The following is a 21,152-nucleotide window of genomic DNA, read 5'->3' as shown; positions in this document are numbered from 1 at the left end:
CCCGGACGAGCACACAGCCGCGCCCCCTGGCCGCAGGTTGCCCTCCGCGCGCCGCCCGAGGCGGCGCGCGGAGGGCTCACCGATCACATGGCTCTCCCGCCCGGTCCTACTGGTCCTACTCCTTGTAGAAGGTGGCGTCCTGTCGGCCGAGGGTGGTGGTCACCGGCTGGGTGTAGAGCAGGTGGTTGTAGTGCCGGATGTAGCGGCCGGGGAAGTTGTACGACTCGTACGACACGGCCGCGGGGTCGGCGAGACCGGCCCGCTCGTGGAAGGAGGCGTCGGCGTCGAACAGGGCCGAGCCGTCGTCCTTCTCCACCCACACCTCGTTGTTCTTGTGACGCAGGTAGTAGCCGGGGAAGTTGGCCGATTCGAGGGAGACGGTGTCGCTGCCGGTCAGGCCGGGGACGACGCGGAACTGCGAGTCGGCGAGTTCGGTGACGTTCGCCTCGGTCCTGGCCCGGAACTCCCAGTGCCGGATGAACCTGTCCGGGAAGTTGTACGAGGAGAAGCGGACGGGGGTGACGCCGTCGGCGACGGGGATGCCGAAGTTGGGTGTGCCGTCGGCGTTCCAGTAGATCTTCTGGTAGCGGGTGCGGCGGTTGGGGTCCTTGAGCGCGTCGCCGACGATGTCCTTGTAGTTGCGGTCGTGGTAGACGAGGATGTCGGACTTGCCGTCCTCGGAGACGGTGAAGGAGTTGTGGCCGGGGCCGTACTGGCCGGTCCTGTCGTTGCTCTTGAAGACCGGCGTGGGGGTCTTGCTCCAGGAGGCCGGGTTCATGAGGTCGGCGGTGGCGTCGGCGGTGAGCAGGCCGAGGCAGTAGTTGGCGTTGGTGGCGCTGGCCGAGTAGGTCATGAAGACCTTGCCGTTCCTCTGGAGGACGGCCGGGCCCTCGTTGACAGTGGCGTTGACCTTCTCCCACGCGTACTCGGGCCGGGAGATCATCACCGGGCTGCCCTCGATGGTCCAGGGGTTGGCCATCTTCGCCAGGTACAGGTTGGTGCCGCGGCCGAGCGCCGGGTCTTCCTGGGCCCAGCTGAGGTAGCGGGTGCCGTTGTGGGTGAAGGTCGTGGCGTCCAGCGAGAAGGTGTCCATGGGGAGGCTGATCCGGCCCTTCTCGGTCCAGGTGCCGGTGAGCGGATTGGCTGCGCCGGTCTCCAGGACGTACGGGCGGATCCGCCAGATGTCGTTGGACCAGCCGGCCGTGAAGTAGACGTACCACTTGCCGTCGATGAAGTGGATCTCCGGGGCCCAGATGTGGGCGCCCATCTCACCGCTGGCGTGCTTGGTCCAGATCGTGGTCTCCGGGGCCGTGGAGAGGCCCTGGAGGGTGGTGGCCCGGCGCATGACGATCTTGTCGTAGGCGGGGACGGTGGCCGTGAAGTAGTAGTAGCCGTCCGTGTGCTTGAAGATGTGCGGGTCGGCGCGCTGGAGCGCGATCGGGTTGGTGAACGTCACGGCGGGGGACGCGGGCGCGGCGGCCTGGGCGGGGGTGGTCACGGAGGTGAGCACGGCGAGTGCGGCCGCCGCGGCCACCAGAACCCGTCTGGCGAGATGTCTCATGTTTCTGTTGCGGCCCTTCGGGATCAGACGGTCGTGGGGACGAGCTGCCACGGCCGCCAGTTGGTGCTGAGACGGCTCCACCGGCGTACGTCGACGCCGCTGGCCGTATATGTTCGAAACTGCGAACAATGTGCGGAACTGCGGACGAAACGTAAAGGCGGTTTAAGGGCAGGGTCAATGGGGCGAACGAAACCGATATCCCGAACGCCGCGGATCACCCGAACAGTCCCTCCCGGACAGAGGGAAAGCCCAGGTCACGCGCGCGTTCGCTCTCAGCGTCCGCGGACCCCGGCCGTCAACAGGAACTCCCGCAGGATGACGAGCTGCTGCCGCACGACGACGAACTGCCGCACGACGACGAGCTGCCGCACGACGACGAACTGCCGCATGACGACGAGCTGTTGCCGGAGCAGGAGGAGGAACCTCCGCAGGAAGAACCGGACGGCGAGCCGTCACAGGCGTCGCCTGCGGCGTACCAGGACGAACCGCTGGACGCCGCCCCGACGCCTCCTGTCGCAGAAGCCGCACCCGTACCGCTGCTCGTCTGCCACGCCCCGTTCCTCTGCCCATGGCCGAGGTCGTACCCGGGCGCCAGTCGGGCCATTTCATCCCAGGCGCGCTGCCAGGCCCGGCGCACGAGCCACGTGAACAGCACCGATGTCGCCGCCACCGTCAAGGCAACCGCCACCACGATCCAAGCAGTCACGAGCGCGTCCCCCCTCCGCCGGGCCCCACGCACCGGCTGCCCGGACCATGCCCACCGCCCCGTTGACTCCAATCGTCCTTTGAGGAAGCCCAGAGGTTCCCGTACTGGTCGGGGACGGCTCGTCAGGGCAGGGGAGTGCCGCCCGTGGCGTTGAGGATCTCCGCCGTGATGTAGCTCGCCCGGTCGGACGCGAGGAACACATAGGCCGGTGCCATCTCCGCCGGCTGGGCCGGCCGCCCCAGCGGCGCCTGCTTGCCGAACTCCTCCGTGTCGGGCAGCGTCGCCGGAATCAGGGGTGTCCACACCGGGCCCGGCGCCACCGCGTTCACCCGGACCCCGCGCGGGGCGAGCATCTGCGCCAGCCCCTGCGTGAACGTCACGATGGCGCCCTTGGTCATCGCGTAGTCGAGGAGATGCGGACTCGGCTTGTACGCCTGCACCGAGGTGCTGTTGATGATCGACCCGCCCGCCGGGATGTGCGGCAACGCCAGCTTGCACAGCCAGAACATCCCGTACAGATTGGTCCGCACGACCCGGTCGAACTGCTCGGTCGAGATGCCCTCGATGCCGTCGGACTGCGCCATCTGGTACGCGGCGTTGTTCACCAGCACGTCGATCCGGCCGAACTCGGCGACCGCCCGCTCGACCAGCGCCCGGCACTGCTCCTCGTCCCGGATGTCGCAGGGCACGGCGATCGCCTTCCGTCCGGCGTCCTCCACCAGCCGGGCCGTCTCCCGCGCGTCGTCCGCCTCCTCCGGCAGATGTGTGAACAGCACGTCCGCGCCCTCCCGGGCGTACGCCAGGGCGACCGCCCTGCCGATCCCGGAGTCACCACCCGTCAGCACCACCGTGCGGTCCGTGAGCAGGCCGCTGCCCCGGTAGGACTCCTCCCCGTGGTCCGGGGGCGGGTCCATCGCGCCGGTCCGCCCCGGATGTTCCTGGTCCTGCTGCGGAAACTCCGGCCGGGGATGGCGTTCGACCGGGTTCCGCCGCTCGTCGTCGCTCATGAGCACAGGCCCTTCGTCGTCGCGTCGGTACGTTGAACGGCGTCCGTACGGACCCCGCGCGCCCCGAGTGCCCGGGCGCGCGGAGTCCATACGCGGGGGCCGGTCAGTCGCACCGGCCGCTGGGCCTGGCCCGGGTCACCACCTCGCTGGTGCCGGTGGTCGCGTCCAGCCACACCACACGGGTGCCCGGCGCCGCCGCGGCGGAGAGCTGCTCGCCCCGGTTGCAGGAGACCCGGCCGCGACGCAGGCCGTCGCCGGCCGTCGGGAACTGCCACAGCTTGGACAGCGACTCGTTGCGCAGCACCGTGTCCGGCGTCCGGGCGACCATCGTCACCGCCCCGTCGGAGGCCGTCACCTGGGAGACGTTGAGCGCCTGCGGACCCGTCTCCGGGCTGAGGTCGGTGACGTCCGAGCCGTCGAGTCCGGCGCGGCGCAGCGCCGTCACCCCGTTCCCGTCGATCTCGTCGAGCAGCCAGTACGCGCGCCCGCCCGCGACGGCCGTCGGACCGAGACTCGTGCCGGGCTCGGCGATCTGGACGACGCTCTCCTCGCCGGTCGCGATGTCGACGACCCGGGTGCTCGACTCGTACTGGTGGGCCACGCGTCGCCAGTACTGGTAGACCAGCTTGCCGTCGCTCACCGACGGCCAGGTCGCCCGGTGGTAGGCGCCCCCGCCGCGCGAGACCCTGTTCACCGGGTCCTTCAGGCTGACATGGGCGATGGCGGCCCGCCCGCCGTGGTTGTTGTACGCGTACGCGACCACGTCACCGTCGACGTCGAGGGCGCGCCCGACGCTCCGATGGTGGGCGAGGACCTTCACCGGCCCGCCCGCGAGGGGCCGCGCGAGGATGTCGATGCCGTTCGACCCGTGGGCCTGCCACACCACCGTCTTGCCGTCGGTGGCCGGATTGACGTGATACCGGCCGTCGTTGGGGCTCATCAGCTTCAGCCCCCCCGTGCCGTCCGTGCGCCCGGCCCACACCGAGTACGGCTCCGAGCCGTCCTCGTTCGAGGAGGACGCCGTCCACCAGTCGCCGCCCGCGCCCAGCCGGGTGTCGGTGGTGTTGACGCGTTCGAGCAGAGTGTCGGAGTCGACGCCGAGGGCCAGCTCCCAGTTGGGAACGATGCCATGGGCGTTGAAGGCCCGCTGCACGGCCGTGAGGTCCTGCCCGGCGACGCCCAGGTCCTTCGCGGCGGCGATCACCGCGTCCCGGCCCTGGGTGAACCCGTCGAGCGGGGTGAGGTACTCGGTGAGCGCCCGGTACACGATCCGGTCGGCGAGCCGGGCCCCGAGATCCTCACGCACGTCCCACAACGCGCCGGAGAAGATCGTCGAGTTGAGGTGGACGCCCCCGCTGTCGGTGCCGAAGCCGACGCCGAGGAACGACTTGGCCGTGGTCCGCCCGTCGTTCAGGTCGCGGAACGCGCACTCGCCCGCCGGTCTGGCGCGGCACAGCCGCTCACCGAGCAGACTCGCGGTGGGGTCGTCCATGGAGACGCCGTACACGTCCGTCTCGATGGCGTTGCCGAAGTAGTCCGCGATCGCCTCGTTCATGGCGCCGGACTGGCCCGCGTAGACGAGATCGGCAGAGTGGTCGATGACACCGTGGGTCATCTCGTGGCCGACGACGTCCAGCCCGGCGGAGAGCGGGAGGTACTCCGCGTCGCCGTTGCCGTACACCATCTTCTGGCCGTCCCAGAAGGCGTTCACATACGGCTGACCGCCGTCGGAGACACCGACCAGCGAGTGGACGGACATGCCGCGCCCGTCGAGGCTGTCCCGGCCGTGCCGGTTCCTGAAGTAGTCGTAGACCTGCCCGGCGGCCCAGTGCGCGTCGACCGCGCCCGCCTCGGTGGCCTCGGAGCCGAAGGCCGGGGTCGGCGACGTGAACAGCGGCAGTTCCGGCGGCCACACACCGGCCACGTCCGTGACCCCGAGGCCCCTCGCGTCCCAGGTGCCGAGGAAGTCCCCGTAGTCGTTCTGGATCCGGGAGTGGTCGCGCAGGGCGTACGTGCCCTGGATCTCGTCCTGCCTGACCTGCAACGCGACGGACTCGCCGTCCAGTTTGACACCGGAGCCCGTCGGATCGGCCGCCCGCGCGGCCCGGCCGGCCGCCTTCCCCGCCCCGGCCGTGCGGGGGGTGCCGAACGTCTTGATACCGCTGTACTGGAGCACCGGGTATCCGGCGTGCGCGTCGATGTACACCTCGCGCAGCACCGGCTCGCCGCCCGCCGGGCCCGTGCCCCGCACGGTGATGTGGCGGGTGAGCACACCCGCGCCGGCGGGCAGCACGACCAGGCCGTGCGAGGTGCCCGTCAGCGGTGCCCCGTCCTCGTCGGTCTTCGCGAACGCGGTGAAGTCCTCGGCGTCCAGATCGGCCCGTACGGCGTCGACCGCCCGTTCGACGGCGAGCGCGTCGTCGACCTCGGCCGCGGTGCCGGTCCGCAGCCCCGTGAAGTACTTGCCCGAGGTTCCGGTGACGACCCTCCGGCCGTCGTCCCCCTTCTCCATGCGCACGACGTACTGGCCGCCGAGCACCGGCACACCGCGGTGCTCCTGCCGCAGCCGTACGGTCTCCCGTCCGCTGTCCGCCCTGATCGTCCCGGCCGGTTCCAGGTCCCGCACCGGGTTCGCGATGCGGTAGCGGTCCCGCTCGGCGGCCAGGTACGCGCGCGCCGCGTCCGCCGCGCTGCCGGCCGCCGGGGCCCGCTCCCGGATGTCGTCCACGAGCGCGGGCGTCGCCGTCCGCTGTCCCGGCACCACCTCGCCGGGGGCCGGCGGTGGTGCGTCGCCCCCGGTCGCCGCGCCGGCGGGGACCGCCGACACGACGAGTGCGGCGACGCCCAACAGCGCCGCCGCACCCGACACCCCGCCTCGCCGTGCTCTCGATAAGCCTGCTGATCTCCCGGAACGTGCTCTGTGCTGACGCACTGTCTCCCCCACGGAGTCGGATCCCGGCGGCGGTCGACCGCCGGCCAGGGGTCATGGAACAGGCGATGCGGCGCCCCATCAATGGGGCGGTGGTTTCGACAGGCGACTTCCGGCCCTTCGCGAACATGCCCGCCGACGCCACGGGCCGACGCGGGAACCGGTGGACGGCCGACCGCCCGGGCGCCGAACCGAGGCCATACGGTTCGAAACACGCCAATGCCGTCACAGAGCCCCCACGGCCCGCCCCGCCCCCACCGGCCGCATCCGAGCCCTGTGTGACATGCCCATCACCCTGCGTCTATGTCCTCGCGCGAGAGAGTCGCACACATCCCCTCCATCACCTTCACGCCGCGCACACTTTCGGCCGACGGCTCCCCGGCTCGCTCACCGAGGGGCAGACGGCCCGCTCGTCGTGTGCCTAGCCTCCCGGCCCATGCGATCACCACTGATGACACGTCTCGGCCTCGGCGCCGTCCTCGCCCTCGCCCTCGCCGTCTTCGGGATGGCGCCCACCGCGAGCGCCGACCCCGCGCCGGCCGAGCTGACCTTCGCCACCGACAGCGCCACCACCACGCCCGGCGGCACGGTGAACCTGTCGATGACGATCACGAACAACAAGACCTACGACATCTGGTTCGTGTACCAGACCATCGAGCCCACCTGGCTGACCACCCAGCGCCCCGACCTCAAGTACGCCTTCACCGGGTGCAGCCTCGCCACGGCCGCCGGCGCCACCCCCTGCTCCGGGACCGGCCCCGCCAACCTCGGCACCAACTACGGCGCCACCATCCCGCCCGGTCAGAGCCGTACCGTCACGCTGACGCTCCAGATCGCCGCCGACTCCGGCTGCAACGGCAACATCGGCTTCTACTCGTACTACTACGCCGAGTTCAGCGACTCCGCGAACACCAGTGGCGGCCCGGTCTACACGCCCCAGACGCGGGTCCTCTGCGCCTGACGGTTCGTCCAGGATCCGGGCATCCGCGGGGGGCGTGACCTGAAATGATCTGCGATCACGCACTTGTCGCGGTATGGACCACTGACAGCCCCACCGGCGGGCCCCCACGGCCCGCCGGTGTACCGCACAGGGCCCGGACCAGCGCGCCGGGCCCTCATGGTCATCCGGAACCGGCCCTCCGCACCCCTGGTGGCGACGGAAAACCACCGCAATCGGTTCCATGCGATTCCGTTTGGGCACCTTCGCTTTTCCGTCATGTTTCTCCGCATGACCACGAAAGCTCCACACAGACACCACTATGTGACGCGACGGATGCGTCGACGACTGGCTTCTGAGGGGGATGCCGGCGTCACGCAAGGGGGTGCGTCCGCTCAGGAGAGGCGTGCTCACCCCTGCCCGGGGAGGGGACTTCACCGCATGAAGCGGACCTTACGCACCACCGTGCTCACGGTGGGCGCGCTCATCGCCGCACTCGGCCTGCCCGCCGGCCCCGCACAGGCCGACGACATCGCACCCCGAATCGACCTGCGGGTCCTGGTGGTGAGCGACGGCGGCCCGTCCACGGACGCCATCGCCGCCGAACTCACCGCGGCCGGCACGCCGTACACCGAGATCGACCTGACCCGGTCGGACCGGCCCGTCATCGACGCCGGCTTCCTCGCGGACACCGTCGACGGCCGCCCGCGCGCCAGGTTCCAGGCCGTCGTCCTGCCCAGCGACAACCCGTTCCCGGCCGGCTCCGCCGAGATGGCCGCGCTCGTCGCCTACGAGCAGACGTACGAGATACCCCAGGTCGACGCCTACACCTACGCCCGCCCCGAAGCCGGACTCCAGTACCCGGTGTACGGCGGCTACTCCGGCAGCATGGACGGCGCCCAGGCCCAGGTCACCACCGCCGGCAAGGCGGGCCCGTTCGGCTATCTCGACGGCGCGGTGCCCTTCGAGGACAACGACCCCGCCGTCGGCGAGAGCTACGCCTATCTGTCGAGACCCGTGGCGGGCGCCGACTTCACCCCGTACGTCGACGCCGCGATCCCCGGCCAGTCCACACGGGGCAGCCTCGTCGGCGAGTACCGGCACGACGGACGCCGCGAACTCGTCGTCACGTTCGTCTACAACCAGTACCAGCAGCAGTTCCGGCTGCTGGCCCGCGGCATCGTCGAATGGATGACCGGCGGCGTGCACCTCGGTGCCTCCCGGAACTACTTCGCCGTCCACGTCGACGACGTGTTCGCCGCCGACGACCGCTGGAACACCCAGCTCAACTGCACCCCCGGCGACGTCGACTGCACCGACCCGAACGCCCAGCCCGACCCCATCCGCATGACCCCGGCCGACGTCGACCACGCCATCACCTGGCAGAACCAGAAGAACCTCACCCTCGACTTCGCCTACAACGGCGCCGGCAGCGTCGACCACCGCGAGGACCACAACGGAACCGACGCCCTCGCCGACCGGCTGATCGCGCAACGGAACAAGTTCCGCTGGATCAACCACACCTACTCGCACCCCTTCCTCGGCTGCGTCCAGAACACCAGCGTGGTGCCCTGGAAGTGCGCGACCAACGCCGACGGCTCCACCCGCTGGGTCAGCCGCAACGAGATCTCCGACGAGATCGCCACCAACCGCGTCTGGGGCCAGATCAACGGACTGCCCCTGGAGAACGGCGAGTTGGTCACTGGCGAACACTCCGGCATGAAGGTCCTGCCGCAGCAGCCCCAGGACAACCCGAACCTCGCGCTCGCCGTCGACGACAACGACATCGCCTGGCTCGGCTCGGACAACTCCCGCGAACCCGCCCAGCGCCAGGTCGGGCCCGCCACCACCGTGCCCCGCCACCCGATGAACGTCTTCTACAACGCGGGCCGCGCCGCCGAACAGGTCGACGAGTACAACTGGATCTACACCAGCCGCGCCCAGGGCGGCAGCGGCATCTGCGAGGACAACCCGGCCACCACCACCTGCCTCACGGCACCCCTGGACACGGCCACCGGCTACGCGCAGGTCATCGTGCCGCTGGAGAAGCGGATCGCCCTCGGCCACGTCCTCGCCAACGACCCGAGGCCCCACTTCATCCACCAGTCCAACCTCGCCGAGGACCGCATCGCCTACCCCGTGCTCAACGGCGTCCTCGACGGCTACGCGGCCCTCTTCGCCGACAACACTCCCGTGGTGAACCTGCGGATGAAGGACATCGGCGCCGAACTCAAGCGCCGGGCCGCCTGGCAGGCCGCCCTCCAGGCCGGCCACGTCACCGCCTACCGCGTCGGCTCCACCGTCACCGTCGACGCTCCCGACGGTACGGCCGTCACCGCCACCCTCCCCAGCGGAACCACCCACGGCGGCTCCGCCTTCGGCACGGCGTACGCGGGCGCCGCCTCCGGCTGGACCACCGCCACGGGTGCACCCCTCACCCTCACCCTGCCGTCCTCCGCCGACGCGCCGACCGTGTCCCCCGCCGATCCCGGCAAGGCCACGAAGCCGGCACCGCACACCCGGGTCCCCGCGGGTGTCAGCGAGAGAGTCCCGTACGGCGCGGGCACGTCCACCGAGGACGACTGAGGCACACACCGCCCGACGGTCCCGGCCGCCCACCCGGCGGCCGGGAGCGGTACGAACCACCCCACACCTCGGCCGTGGAGCACAACGATGCCCGTTCCGCACGGAACGCGAAACCTTGGCGCAACGCGCGTCACCCTGCTCACCGAAGGCACCTATCCCCATAGTCACGGCGGCGTCAGCGTCTGGTGCGACCAACTCGTCCAGGGCATGCCCGATCTCGACTTCGACGTCATCGCCGTCACCGGCACCGGGCGCGAGCCCCTCGTCTGGGAACTCCCCGCGCAGGTCTCCCGCGTGCTGTCCGTCCCCATGTGGGGCGACCCGCCGGCAGGCGACCCGCCGCGGGGCCGCGCCCGCAACCGGCTCGCCACCGCCTACGAACAGTTCCTCACCGCCCTGCTCGACCCCCGCGCCGAACCCGGCTTCGCACCCGCCCTGTACACGATGGCGAGGGCCGCCGCCGACGGCGCGCTGAGCCCGTTCCTGCGCTCGGACCGGGCGATCACCCTGCTGACCTCGGTGTGGAACCGCCCCGGCCTCGCCGTGCACGAGTCCCGGCCCACCCTGCACGACGCGCTCACCGCGACCTCCCTGCTGGAACACGCCCTGCGCCCGCTGGCCGCACCGCCACCCGAGACCGGGGTCGCCCACGCGGTCAGCGGAGGTGTCGCCGTCCTGCCCGGCCTCGCCGCACTGGACCGGCACGGTGTCCCTCTGCTGCTCACCGAGCACGGCGTCTACCTGCGCGAACGCTATCTGGGCTATCGCACCGCCCCGTACCGCTGGCCGGTGAAGGCGGTCGTCCTCGGCTTCTTCCGGCTCCTCGCGGAGGAGACCTACCGCAGGGCCGCCCTGATCACCCCCGGCAACCGCTACAACCGGCTCTGGGAGGAACAGGGCGGCGCCGACCCGGAGTCCATACGCACCGTCTACAACGGCGTCGACCCCACCGCGTTCCCGCCCGCCGGGCCCGAACCGGAGACCCTCACCCTCAGCTGGGCGGGCCGCGTCGACCCGATCAAGGACCTGGAGACCCTGATCCGGGCCTTCGCCCTCGTCCGGGAACGCCTACCCGAGGCCCGACTGCGGCTGTTCGGCGGAACCCCCAAGGGCGGGGAGGCCTACCGGGAACGCTGCGAGGCCCTCGCCGCCGAACTCGGACACGCCGACGCCGTCACCTTCGAGGGCCGCGTCGACGACATCAAGGACGCCTACGCGGCCGGCAACGTCGTGATGCTCTCCAGCATCAGCGAGGGCTTCCCCTTCACCCTGATCGAGGCCATGTCGTGCGGCCGGGCCACCGTCTCCACCGACGTGGGCGGCGTCCGCGAGGCCGTCGGCGACACCGGGCTCGTGGTACCGCCCCGCGACCCGGCGGCCATGGCCGCGGCGGCGCTCGACCTGCTCGGCGACCCCGCCCGCCGCGCCGCCATGGGCGAGGCGGCACGGCTGCGGGTCATCGAACAGTTCACGCTCCGCCAGACCATCGACACCTTCCGGTCCATCTACCTCGAACTGCCCACCCTGGGCCGCGCGCCGGTGGACGTACCGGTCCCACCGGGGGAGCTGACCGCGATCAGCACGGTGGCCGGATGAGCGGGCCGATGTCACTCGAACCCGGCGGCGTCGAACACGAGACGCTCACCATCCGCCTCGCCGACCGGCGCCGCCCGCGCCGCCGCCCCAGCTGGGCTCTCCCGGACGACACCACCCTCACCATCCGGCTGCCCCGCCAGGGGCCCGACGAGGCGGCGGTCAGTGAACTCGCCGCCGAACTCGCCGACCGCATAGGCCCCGCCGTCCACCCCTACGAGGTGGCCGCGTTCCTGGAGGCGGAGGGCCTGTCCGCCACCGTGATCAAGGAACGGTACGGCCACCCCAACCTCTTCTCCCTGGCCGCCGCGCTCTACGAACGAGTACCGAGGACGTTCCCCGAGCCCCCGTCGCAACCCGACGTGTGGCGCCCCGACACCGTGCGCTGCCTGCTGCGCGGCGTCCTCTTCGCGCTGCCCGGGCTCGGCTATCTGCTGACCGCGCCCCTGTGGAACCCCGGCGGGCACGCCCCCGCCCTGATCGTCGCCGGACTCGTCTCCTGGGCCTGGGGCCAGGCCCTCGGCCACCGCGCCCATCTGCGCATGGCGACCGGACGGCACGAGGCGGCCCGTACCCTCCTGACCGGCGCGCCCCTGGGCGCGGTCGTCGCCACGGCCGCCGCAGCGCTGCCCGCCGGGGGCGGACCGGTGACCCTGGTCGCCGCCGCGCAGTCCGCCTACCTCGCGGCGGCCGGCGTCCTGCTGGTCCTGGCCCGCGAACGGCTGCTGCTCGCCGCGCTCAGCCCGCTGATCGGCGGCGCCGCCGTCCTGCCGTGGTGGGAGCCCGGCCCCCTGCTCCGGGCCGGACTGCCGGCGCTCGCCCTGGCCGCCACCCTCGCCGTCACCGGCGGAGTGCTGTGGACCGCGCTCGCCGTCGACGCCGTACCGGGCGCCACCCGCCCCCGCCTCCTGCCGTCCCTGCCCTACGGGCTGTTCGGACTGGCCGCCGGAGTGCTCGTCCTGCTCGAAGGACGCGAGGAACCGTACGCGGTGATCGTCCTCACCGTCAGCATGGGACCGGCGGAATGGCTGCTCTACCGCTACCGGGGCCTGTCCGTCGCCGCCCTGCGGGCCGTCGCGACCCCCGCCGGGTTCCTGCTCCGCTCGGCCGGCGTCCTCGGCCTCTGCCTCCTCGCCTACCTGCTGCCGCTGCTGCCCGCGGCGCTGCTCACCGGCGCGGACCCCGCGGCCCTGCTGCTCCTCGCCGCCGCGCTGTGGACCGCGCTGCTGCTCCAGGCGTTCGGCGCGGCCTGGCCCCCGGCCTTGATCTGCCTCGCCGCGGCCGGCACCGCAGGAACGATCACTCTGCTGCGCCTGCCACCGGGCGAACCGGCGCTGCCGCTGAGCTGTGCCGCCGCCGCGCTGTGTCTGTCGGCGTGCGCGCTGCGCGTGCTCGGCCGGCCCGCGCCGCACGCCTGAGCCCCGCGCTCACCCATGACCCCGCCACAGCCCCCACATCCGACCTACCGGAAGGACACCACCGTTGACCTCCGCACCGCTCGCCGCCGTCACCGGAGCCGAGGGCTTCATCGGCTCCCACCTCACCGAGGCACTCGTCGCCTCCGGACACCGCGTGCGCGCCATGGCCCAGTACAACTCCTTCTCCTCCTACGGCTGGCTGGAGACCCTCCACCCCGACGTCCTCGACCACGTGGAGATCGTCCTCGGCGACGTCCGCGACCCCGGCTCCGTCCGCGGCCTCCTCGACGGCGCCGACACCGCCTACCACCTGGCCGCGCTCATCGCGATCCCGTACTCGTACCAGGCCCCGCACAGCTACGTGGACACCAACGTCACCGGCACCCTCAACGTGCTGGAGGCCGTCCGCGCCCTCGGCACACCCCGACTGGTGCACACCTCCACCAGCGAGACGTACGGCACCGCGCAGACCGTGCCGATCACCGAGGACCACCCCATCCACACCCAGTCCCCGTACGCCGCCTCCAAGGCCGGCGGCGACCGGCTGGCCGACAGCTACCACGCCAGCTTCGACACCCCCGTGGTCACCCTGCGGCCGTTCAACACCTTCGGACCCCGCCAGTCCATGCGCGCCGTGATCCCGACCGTCATCGGCCAGGTCGCCGCGGGGGAGCGCACCATCACCCTGGGGGACCTGCGGCCCACCCGCGACTTCACCTTCGTCAAGGACACCGCGCAGGCGTTCCTCGCCGTCGGCACCGCGCCCCCCGAGCGGGTCGTGGGCCGCACCTTCAACGCCGGCACCGGCGGCGAGATCGCCGTCGGCGACCTCGTCGCCCTCATCGGCAAGGTGATGGACACCGGCCTCGACGTCCGCGAGGACGCCGCCCGGATCCGGCCCGCCAACTCCGAGGTCATGCGGCTCGTCGCCGACGCGAGCAGACTCACCGCCGCCACCGGCTGGCAGCCCGCCCACTCCCTGGAGGAAGGACTCGCCGAGACCGTGGAGTTCTTCCGCGACCCCGCCAACCTCGCCCGCTACAAGACCGGGATCTACAACATCTGACTCCCGTCCGGCACGACCCGCACGGCCGCGGAGGCCGAGCGGTCCACGAAGTCCTTGAAGGAGGAGCACCATGCACGCAGTGATCCTGGCGGGAGGCAAGGGCGTACGGCTGCGGCCCTACACCACCGCGCTGCCGAAGCCGCTCGTCCCCATCGGCGACCAGCACGCGATCCTGGAGATCGTGCTGCGCCAGCTCTCCACCGCCGGATTCACCCACTGCACCATCGCCATCGGCCACCTGGGCGAGATCATCCGCGCCTACGTCGGCGACGGCTCCCAGTGGGACCTGACCGTCGACTACGCCACCGAGGAGAGCCCCCTCGGCACCATGGGCCCGCTGCTCAACCTGCGCGACCGGCTCCCCGAGGAGTTCCTCGTGATGAACGGCGACATCCTCACCGACCTCGACTACGCCGACGTCCTGCGCCGGCACCGCGAGTCCGGCGCGCCGCTCACCATCGCCACGTACGCCCGCAAGGTGCACATCGACTTCGGGGTGCTCACCACCGACGACAGCAAGGTCGTGGCGTTCACCGAGAAGCCGAGCATGGACTACCGGGTCTCCATGGGCGTCTACGGTGTGTCCCGTTCGACGCTGGAGGGCTACACGCCCGGACTGCCCCTCGGCTTCGACGAACTGGTCCTCGACCTGATCAGGGCCCAGAACCAGCCGCACGCCTACGAGTTCGACGGGTACTGGCTCGACATAGGGCGCCCCGACGACTACGACCGGGCCAACGCCGAGTTCACCACCCGTAAGTCGCTTCTGCTCAAGGGAGCCTGAGCACCGCATGCGCATTCTCGTCCTGGGTTCCACCGGCTATCTGGGCGGCCATGTCGCCGCACGGCTGCGCAGCCTGCCCGGCGCGCGGGTCCTCGGCGGCGGGCGCTCGCCGGCCGCCGAGTTCCCCGTGGACCTCGCCACCGTCCGACCCGAACAGCTGGCGAAGGCCCTGGCGTCCGTCGCGCCGGACACCGTGGTCAACTGCGCGGGCGCCACCGGCGGCGACGCCGTGACCCTCGCGGAGGTCAACGCCCGCGGCCCGGCGGTCCTGTGCGCCGCCCTGCGCGAGGCGGCGCCCGGCGCCCGCCTCGTGCATCTGGGCTCGGCCGCCGAGTACGGGCCCGGCGCGCCCGGCACCCGGGTGACCGAGTCGGCGCCGACCTGCCCGGCCGCCCCGTACGGCGCCACTAAGCTGGCCGGCACGGTCGCGGTCACCGGCGCCGGCTTGGACGCGGTCGTCCTGCGGGTCGGCAACCCCGTCGGGCCGGGGGCACCGGCGAGCGGACTGCCCGGCCGGATCACCCGACTGCTGCGCGCGACCGACCGGGACGGGGTGCTGCGCCTGGGCGACCTCTCCGCGTACCGCGACTTCGTCGACGTCCGCGACGTCGCCCGGGCCACCGTCCTCGCGGCCACGGCACCGGGCCCCCTGCCCCCGATCCTCAACATCGGCGGCGGCCAGGCGGTCCTGGTACGCGACCTGGTACACCTCCTGGCCACCAAGGCCGGCTTCCGCGGCCGCATCGAGGAGAACCCGCCGGGGCCGGGCGGCCCGGCGGGAGCGGGTGGCGGCGGGGCGGGGGCCGGGGGCGGGTCCGTTCGGTCGGGTGACGTGTCGTGGCAGTGTTCGGACATCTCCGCCGCCGAGGAGGCGCTCGGCTGGTGGCCGGAGTACTCCCTAGATGACGCCCTGACCGCGCTGTGGGAAGGCCCGCGGTGAGTCTGCTCGTGCCCCTCTACGTCCACCCGGCCGAGGACCCGGGGGCCTGGCACCGGCTGATCACGGCCGCGGCCCGCACCTACGCGGTCGTCCTCAACCCGGCGAACGGGCCGGGCGACCACCCCGACCCCGCCTTCGGCGCGGCCGCCGCCGCGCTCCGCGGGGCCGGGGCCCGGCTCCTCGGCTACGTCGACACCGACTACGGGATGCGCGACCGCGCCGAGATCGCCGACGATCTACGCCGTCACCGGGAGTGGTACGCGGCCGACGGCTGCTTCCTCGACCAGGTGACGGCCACCCCGGACGGCCTGCCCACCTGCCGGCGCCTGGTCCGCGCGCTGCGCCGGCTCGGCGCGGAGACCGTCGTCCTCAACCCCGGCGTCCACCCGGCCCCCGGCTACGCCCGCCTCGCCGACCTGACCGTCACCTTCGAGGGCCACTGGTCGACGTACGTGTCGTCGTTCAGCAGACCGGCGTGGACCGCCCGCCACCCGCCCGAACGGCTGTGCCATCTCGTCTACGGGGTGCCCGAGGCGCTCGTGCCGCTCGCCGTGCGCACCGCGCACGAGCGGGGCGCGGGCGTCTGCGGCCCCGTCACCGGCGAACCACCCAACCCGTGGGCCCGGCTGACGCCCGCGCTGACCGGGAGCACCGAACGATGAGGCGGACGGCGCTGGCGCGCGCGACCCTGCTGGCCACCCTGGTGGCGACCGCGCTCGCGGGCTGCACCGGCGCCCCGGGCCGCCCGGCCGAGGGGCACGGCACGCCGAGCCCCGGCCCGGCCGGGGAACGGTGGCAGCCCCGCCCGGGGCTGGCCTGGCAGTGGCAGCTGGACGGGAAGGTCGACCCCTCGGCGGACGTGCCGGTCTACGACATCGACGGCTTCGAGAACTCCGCGGCGGACGTGGCCCGGCTGCACCGCGACGGCCGCAAGGTCATCTGCTACGTCAATGTGGGCGCCTGGGAGAACTTCCGGCCCGACAAGGACGCCTTCCCCCGCTCGGTGCTCGGCGAGCCCAACGGCTGGGCCGGCGAACGCTGGCTCGACATCCGACGCCTGGACGTCCTGCGGCCGCTCATGGAACGCCGCTTCGACATGTGCCGCGACAAGGGCTTCGACGCGGTCGAACCCGACCTGGTCGAGGGCTACGGCAGCGACACCGGCTTCCCGCTCACCGCCCGCGACCAGCTCGCCTACAACCGCATGATCGCCGACATCGCCCACGAGCGGGGCCTGTCGGTGGGCCTGAAGAACGACCTCCCGCAGATCCCCCAACTCCTCGCCGACTTCGACTTCGCGGTCAACGAGGAGTGCGCCCAGTACGACGAGTGCGCCGACCTCAGCCCCTTCATCGCCGCCGGGAAGGCCGTGTTCCACGTCGAGTACACCGAACCGAGGAGCAGCTTCTGCGCGGAGTCCCGGCGGCTGCGCCTGTCCTCGATGGTGAAACGACTGGAGCTGGACGCATGGCGCAAGCCCTGCTGAGCGCCCGCGCCCCCTGCCCGGCCGCCCACGCACCCCCTGCCGGTCGCTCCGCGCCCCTCTCCGGCCACACTGCGTGACCTGCGGTTTTCTCGACGCCGGAGACGCGCCGTCCCGGCCGCGGGATCCTATGGTGGAGATCGCACCACAGACACAGACGCTGAGGCGGCGCACCATGGCGGAGACGGAGACGGACTACGCGGCGGTGTTCCAGGCGCTGCCCGGCATGGTGGCGCTGCTGACGCCCGATCTGATCTACGCGGACGTGAACGACGAGTTCCTGCGGCAGGTCGGCCGCACCCGGCACCAGGTCATCGGCCGGTACCTCTTCGACGTGTTCCCCGACAACCCCACCGACCCCGCCGCCACCGGCATGCGGAACCTGGCCGCCTCCCTGGCCCGGGTGGTCGAGAGCGGCGAACGGGACGCGATGGCGCTCCAGCGCTACGACGTGGAGTCGGCGGAGCGGCCCGGCGAGTGGGAGGAGCGCTACTGGAGCCCGGTGAACGCACCCCTCCTCGGCCCCGACGGCACCGTGGTGCTGCTGATCCACAAGGTGGAGGAGGTCACCGAGCTGATCCGGGCCCGTTCCCGCCCGCTGGGCGACCGGGCCCAGGTCCTGGAGGCCGAGCTGTACACCCGCGCCCGTGAGCTCCAGGAGGTCAACGAACGCCTCCGCCGGGCGCACGCCCGGGAACGCGAGGTCGCCCTCGCCCTCCAGCGGGCGATGCTGCCCGCGCCCAGCCCCGTCCGCCACCACCGCGCGGCGGTGCGCTACCGGCCGGCGACCGGCGCGCTGAACGTGTGCGGCGACTGGTACGACCTCGTCGACATGCCCGGCGAGGACCGGATCGGTGTCGCGGTGGGCGATGTCGTCGGGCACGGGCTCTCCGCCGCCTGCGCCATGGGCCAGCTCCGCAGCGCGCTGAGCGCCGCGTCCCTCGTCGCGGACGGCCCCGCTCAGGCGCTGGACGCCCTCGGCCTGTACGCCACCTCCGTCGAGGGCGCCGAGAACACCACCGTCGTCCAGACCTGCATCGACTGGAGCGACCACACCATCATGTACAGCAGCGCGGGCCATCTGCCGCCCGCGCTGCTGTGCGAGGACGGCTCGGTCACCTTCCTCGACCGGGCGACGGACCCGCCGCTGGGTGCCCGCCCCGACCGAGTCGCCCGCCCGCAGGCCACCGTCGACTTCACCGAGGGCGACACCCTCGTCCTGTACACGGACGGACTGATCGAGCGCCGCGTCGAGGACATCGACACCGGGCTCGCCCGCCTCGCCGACGCTCTCGCCCGCCATCGCCGGGCCGACGCGGAGGACCTCGCCGACGCACTCCTGCTCGATCTGCTGCCCCTGAGCGGCGCCACCGACGACACCGCCCTCGTGATCATCGACCTGTGACCGGCCCGGCGCCGGATCACCCCTGGACGAGCTGATCGGCGAGCCGGCGGGCCTGCGCCAGCAGGGTGCCGTGGGTGCTGAGGGCCTCCGGGTCGTCGCGCACGGCGTCGGGCAGCCGGCGGTGCAGGTCGTCGAGAGCGCGGGACAGCTCCTCGGCGGTCTCCCGCAGGGCGCGGTCGGCGTCACGGTCGGCGCCGCCCGCGGAGAACCGGGCCCGGCTGTAGAGGCCGACGGCGCGGGCGGTGTGCCGCAGGAACTCCGCGTACGGGCCGGTGATCTCCGGCACGGGCCGGGCCGGCCGGGAGCCGTGGGCGGAGGTCTCCAGCACGGTGCGGGTCACGCCCGCCGTGTGCACGGCGACATGGTCGAGCACGGTGAGGGCGTCGTCGTAGGCCCGGCCGGGCGGCGCGAGCGCACGGGTGCGACGGCCGCGCGGGTTGACCCACATGCTCTCCCGGCTCCAGCCGATCGCCGACCGGGCCTGGTCGACCAGGCGGGACAGGCGCAGGGCGCGTTCATGCCACTCCCCGGCGGCATGCGGATCGGGATCGCCCGCGCCGTCGGTGAGCCCGTCGGCCACCGCCTCCAGGATGGCCTGCGCCTCCCGGGCGGCCTCGGAGAGAGCGGCGCGGGTGTCGCGCAGATACAGCGGGGGGCGGATCAGGGCGTTGACCGCGATGCCGACGAGTGCCCCGAACACCGCCTCCGCGAGCCGTGCCCCGGCGGCGGCCACGGTGACCTGGCCGCCGGTGAGCACGAACAGGGCGCCGGTCGCCGCGTAGATGCCCTGGGCGCCCAGCCGCTGCCACTGCGCCAGCAGGAGCACCACCGGCAGGACCAGGACCATCGCCACCAGGGTGTGGTCCAGCAGCAGGGCACCGGCCGTCGCCGCGACCGTGCCGACCGCGAACGCGGCCAGCTGCTGCAGACCGTGGGCGACCGACCGGTACACGGTCGACTCCACCAGCACGATCGCGAACCAGGGCGCGACGAACGCCATCGGCGCCCTCAACCACCAGCCGGCCACGGCCCACGCCACACACGCGGCCAGCGCGGCCTTCCCGGCCTGCGCCGTCAGGTCCCGCTCGCGGCCCGGCCCCGACCACGCGCGCCGCACCGCCAGCACGACGGCCCCGCCGTGCCGCCGCACCACTTCCGTTCCTCGCCTCGTCCGATCCATGGCACTGCAAGTGCCACGGACCTGCGCCGTCACACCACGGGGCCGGGCGGACGCGTCGTCCACCCGGCCCCGTGACCGTGTGATCCCTGCCCGGAGGTCAGACCGCCGGGGACGGGTACGTGGGGTACTCCACGCCGGAGACGTGCTGGACGACCCGGATGACCTGGCAGGAGTAGCCGAACTCGTTGTCGTACCAGAGGTAGAGGATCGCGTTGTCGCCGTCGACCTTGGTGGCGCCCGCGTCGACGATCGAGGCGTGGCGGGAGCCGATGAAGTCGCTGGAGACCGAGTCGGGCGCGTTGGTGAAGTCGATCTGACGCTTGAGCGGCGAGGTCAGCGAGACGCCCCGGAGGTACTCGAGGACCTCCTCGCGGTCGGTCTCCCGGCCGAGGCGCAGGCTGAGGATCGCGATCGACACGTCAGGGACGGGGACCCGGATCGAGCTGCCGGTGATCGGGGCCTTGAGATCGGGCAGCGCCTTGGCGACGGCCGAGGCGGCACCCGTCTCCGTGATGACCATGTTCAGCGGCGCGGAGCGACCGCGACGGTCCGACTTGTGGTAGTTGTCCAGCAGGTTCTGGTCGTTGGTGAACGAGTGGACGGTCTCCACGTGACCGCGCAGCACACCGAACTCGTCGTCCATCGCCTTCAGCGGCGGCACGATCGCGTTGGTGGTGCAGGACGCGCAGGACAGGATCTGCTCGTCCGGCTTGATCGTGTCGTGGTTGACGCCGTGCACGATGTTCGGGACGTCGCCCTTGCCCGGCGCGGTCAGGACGACCTTGTCGATTCCGGGACGCAGGTGCTGCGACAGGCCCTCGCGGTCGCGCCACTTGCCGGTGTTGTCGATGAGGATCGCGTTCTTGATGCCGTACTCGGTGTAGTCCACCTCGGACGGGTCGTTCGCGTAGATCACCTTGATGGTGTTGCCGTTGGCGACGAGCGTGCTGTTCGCCTCGTCGACGGTGATCGTGCCCTGGAACTGGCCGTGGATGGAGTCGCGGCGCAGCAGCGAGGCGCGCTTCACGATGTCCTGATCGCCGCCGCCGCGCACCACGATGGCGCGCAGCCGCAGACCGTTGCCCGAGCCGGCCTTCTCGATGAGCAGGCGGGCGACGAGGCGGCCGATGCGGCCGAAGCCGTAGAGGACGACGTCGCGTCCCTCGGCGCCCTCGATCTTGTTGGCGCCGGTGGCACCGGCGACGGCCTCGGCGGTGAACTCCGCGACGGACAGACCCCGGTCGTCGGCCTGGTACGCCTCGGCGAGCAGGCCGATGTCGATCTGGGAGGGCCCGAGGTCGAGGGCGGTGAGGGCCTGGAGGAACGGCAGCGTGTCGGTGACGGACAGCTCCACGCCGGCGATCTGCCGGGCGAAGCGGTGCGTCTTCAGGATGCTGACCACCGACTTGTTCACCAAGGAGCGGCTGTGCAGCAGGACCGTGACGTCCCGCTCGCGGTGCAGCTTCCCGATGATCGGGATCATCGACTCCGCGATCTCCTCGCGGTGCTTCCAAAGGGTGAACGAGTCCTCGTTGACAGTCACAGATTTATCTTTCG

General features: G+C 72.1%; 15 protein-coding genes. 10 read left to right on the top strand and 5 right to left on the bottom strand.

Translation table 11 applies throughout. The features are described 5' to 3' along the window. Positions 1 to 115: 115 nt before the first annotated feature. From SMA5143A_RS37285 to SMA5143A_RS37270, 3 genes are all read right to left on the bottom strand, one after another. Positions 116 to 1,561, bottom strand: coding sequence for a family 43 glycosylhydrolase (locus SMA5143A_RS37285; protein ID WP_107467236.1), 1,446 nt, complete (start codon positions 1,559 to 1,561; stop codon positions 116 to 118). 828 nt (positions 1,562 to 2,389) lie between these two features. Continuing rightward, a complete protein-coding gene (locus tag SMA5143A_RS37275) occupies positions 2,390 to 3,274 on the bottom strand; it encodes an SDR family oxidoreductase (protein WP_107467243.1) in 885 nt (294 codons plus the stop codon). Between the two features lie 103 nt (positions 3,275 to 3,377). After that, positions 3,378 to 6,143, bottom strand: a complete 2,766-nt coding sequence (locus tag SMA5143A_RS37270; protein WP_258193958.1) for a M4 family metallopeptidase — start codon at positions 6,141 to 6,143, stop codon at positions 3,378 to 3,380. Between the two features lie 496 nt (positions 6,144 to 6,639). Between SMA5143A_RS37270 and SMA5143A_RS37265 the strand changes: the two genes are divergently transcribed. From SMA5143A_RS37265 to SMA5143A_RS37220, 10 genes are all read left to right on the top strand, one after another. Beyond that, positions 6,640 to 7,164 carry a hypothetical protein gene (locus SMA5143A_RS37265; RefSeq protein WP_107467234.1) on the top strand — a complete coding sequence of 175 codons (525 nt, stop codon included), beginning with the start codon at positions 6,640 to 6,642 and terminating at the stop codon, positions 7,162 to 7,164. Between the two features lie 417 nt (positions 7,165 to 7,581). Beyond that, complete coding sequence (locus SMA5143A_RS37260) at positions 7,582 to 9,726, top strand: hypothetical protein (protein ID WP_107467233.1); 2,145 nt, start codon at positions 7,582 to 7,584, stop codon at positions 9,724 to 9,726. A gap of 87 nt (positions 9,727 to 9,813) precedes the next feature. Beyond that, positions 9,814 to 11,322, top strand: a complete 1,509-nt coding sequence (gene pelF, locus SMA5143A_RS37255) for a GT4 family glycosyltransferase PelF (RefSeq protein ID WP_107467232.1) — start codon at positions 9,814 to 9,816, stop codon at positions 11,320 to 11,322. Beyond that, on the top strand, positions 11,319 to 12,737 hold the full coding sequence (locus tag SMA5143A_RS37250) for a hypothetical protein (RefSeq protein WP_107467231.1): 1,419 nt from the start codon (positions 11,319 to 11,321) through the stop codon (positions 12,735 to 12,737). The genes pelF and SMA5143A_RS37250 overlap by 4 nt, the downstream gene beginning before the upstream one ends. A gap of 64 nt (positions 12,738 to 12,801) precedes the next feature. Beyond that, a complete protein-coding gene (locus SMA5143A_RS37245) occupies positions 12,802 to 13,803 on the top strand; it encodes a GDP-mannose 4,6-dehydratase (protein WP_107467230.1) in 1,002 nt (333 codons plus the stop codon). A gap of 70 nt (positions 13,804 to 13,873) precedes the next feature. Further along, the gene (locus SMA5143A_RS37240) at positions 13,874 to 14,587 is read left to right on the top strand and encodes a nucleotidyltransferase family protein (RefSeq protein WP_055536688.1); all 714 of its coding nucleotides are present in this window, start codon (positions 13,874 to 13,876) and stop codon (positions 14,585 to 14,587) included. A 7-nt stretch (positions 14,588 to 14,594) separates the two neighbouring features. Beyond that, positions 14,595 to 15,527: an NAD-dependent epimerase/dehydratase family protein gene (locus SMA5143A_RS37235; RefSeq protein WP_107467229.1), complete on the top strand. Its 933-nt coding sequence runs from the start codon at positions 14,595 to 14,597 to the stop codon at positions 15,525 to 15,527. Further along, positions 15,524 to 16,189, top strand: a complete 666-nt coding sequence (locus tag SMA5143A_RS37230; protein WP_107467228.1) for a spherulation-specific family 4 protein — start codon at positions 15,524 to 15,526, stop codon at positions 16,187 to 16,189. Before SMA5143A_RS37235 ends, SMA5143A_RS37230 begins: the two co-directional genes overlap by 4 nt. Next, complete coding sequence (locus SMA5143A_RS37225; protein WP_107467227.1) at positions 16,186 to 17,013, top strand: endo alpha-1,4 polygalactosaminidase; 828 nt, start codon at positions 16,186 to 16,188, stop codon at positions 17,011 to 17,013. The genes SMA5143A_RS37230 and SMA5143A_RS37225 overlap by 4 nt, the downstream gene beginning before the upstream one ends. A gap of 172 nt (positions 17,014 to 17,185) precedes the next feature. Then, positions 17,186 to 18,415 (top strand): PP2C family protein-serine/threonine phosphatase, encoded by a 1,230-nt coding sequence (locus SMA5143A_RS37220; protein ID WP_107467242.1) that lies wholly within the window; start codon positions 17,186 to 17,188, stop codon positions 18,413 to 18,415. 16 nt (positions 18,416 to 18,431) lie between these two features. Here SMA5143A_RS37220 and SMA5143A_RS37215 read toward each other — a convergent pair whose 3' ends face one another. Both SMA5143A_RS37215 and SMA5143A_RS37210 read right to left on the bottom strand, forming a co-directional pair. Continuing rightward, a complete protein-coding gene (locus SMA5143A_RS37215; RefSeq protein ID WP_107467226.1) occupies positions 18,432 to 19,595 on the bottom strand; it encodes an aromatic acid exporter family protein in 1,164 nt (387 codons plus the stop codon). 97 nt (positions 19,596 to 19,692) lie between these two features. Then, on the bottom strand, positions 19,693 to 21,138 hold the full coding sequence (locus SMA5143A_RS37210) for a glyceraldehyde-3-phosphate dehydrogenase (protein ID WP_107467225.1): 1,446 nt from the start codon (positions 21,136 to 21,138) through the stop codon (positions 19,693 to 19,695). Positions 21,139 to 21,152 lie beyond the last annotated feature (14 nt).

This window comes from Streptomyces sp. MA5143a (assembly GCF_900290235.1).
Lineage (GTDB): Bacteria > Actinomycetota > Actinomycetes > Streptomycetales > Streptomycetaceae > Streptomyces.
This window is presented reverse-complemented; position numbering and strand designations above follow the sequence as displayed.

Coding starts and splice junctions, on each gene's coding strand:
- SMA5143A_RS37285 (WP_107467236.1), bottom strand. CDS start 1,561: ATGAGACATCTCGCCAGACGGGTTCTGGTGGCCGCGGCGGCCGCACTC.
- SMA5143A_RS37275 (WP_107467243.1), bottom strand. CDS start 3,274: ATGAGCGACGACGAGCGGCGGAACCCGGTCGAACGCCATCCCCGGCCG.
- SMA5143A_RS37265 (WP_107467234.1), top strand. CDS start 6,640: ATGCGATCACCACTGATGACACGTCTCGGCCTCGGCGCCGTCCTCGCC.
- SMA5143A_RS37260 (WP_107467233.1), top strand. CDS start 7,582: ATGAAGCGGACCTTACGCACCACCGTGCTCACGGTGGGCGCGCTCATC.
- pelF (WP_107467232.1), top strand. CDS start 9,814: ATGCCCGTTCCGCACGGAACGCGAAACCTTGGCGCAACGCGCGTCACC.
- SMA5143A_RS37250 (WP_107467231.1), top strand. CDS start 11,319: ATGAGCGGGCCGATGTCACTCGAACCCGGCGGCGTCGAACACGAGACG.
- SMA5143A_RS37240 (WP_055536688.1), top strand. CDS start 13,874: ATGCACGCAGTGATCCTGGCGGGAGGCAAGGGCGTACGGCTGCGGCCC.
- SMA5143A_RS37235 (WP_107467229.1), top strand. CDS start 14,595: ATGCGCATTCTCGTCCTGGGTTCCACCGGCTATCTGGGCGGCCATGTC.
- SMA5143A_RS37225 (WP_107467227.1), top strand. CDS start 16,186: ATGAGGCGGACGGCGCTGGCGCGCGCGACCCTGCTGGCCACCCTGGTG.
- SMA5143A_RS37220 (WP_107467242.1), top strand. CDS start 17,186: ATGGCGGAGACGGAGACGGACTACGCGGCGGTGTTCCAGGCGCTGCCC.
- SMA5143A_RS37215 (WP_107467226.1), bottom strand. CDS start 19,595: ATGGATCGGACGAGGCGAGGAACGGAAGTGGTGCGGCGGCACGGCGGG.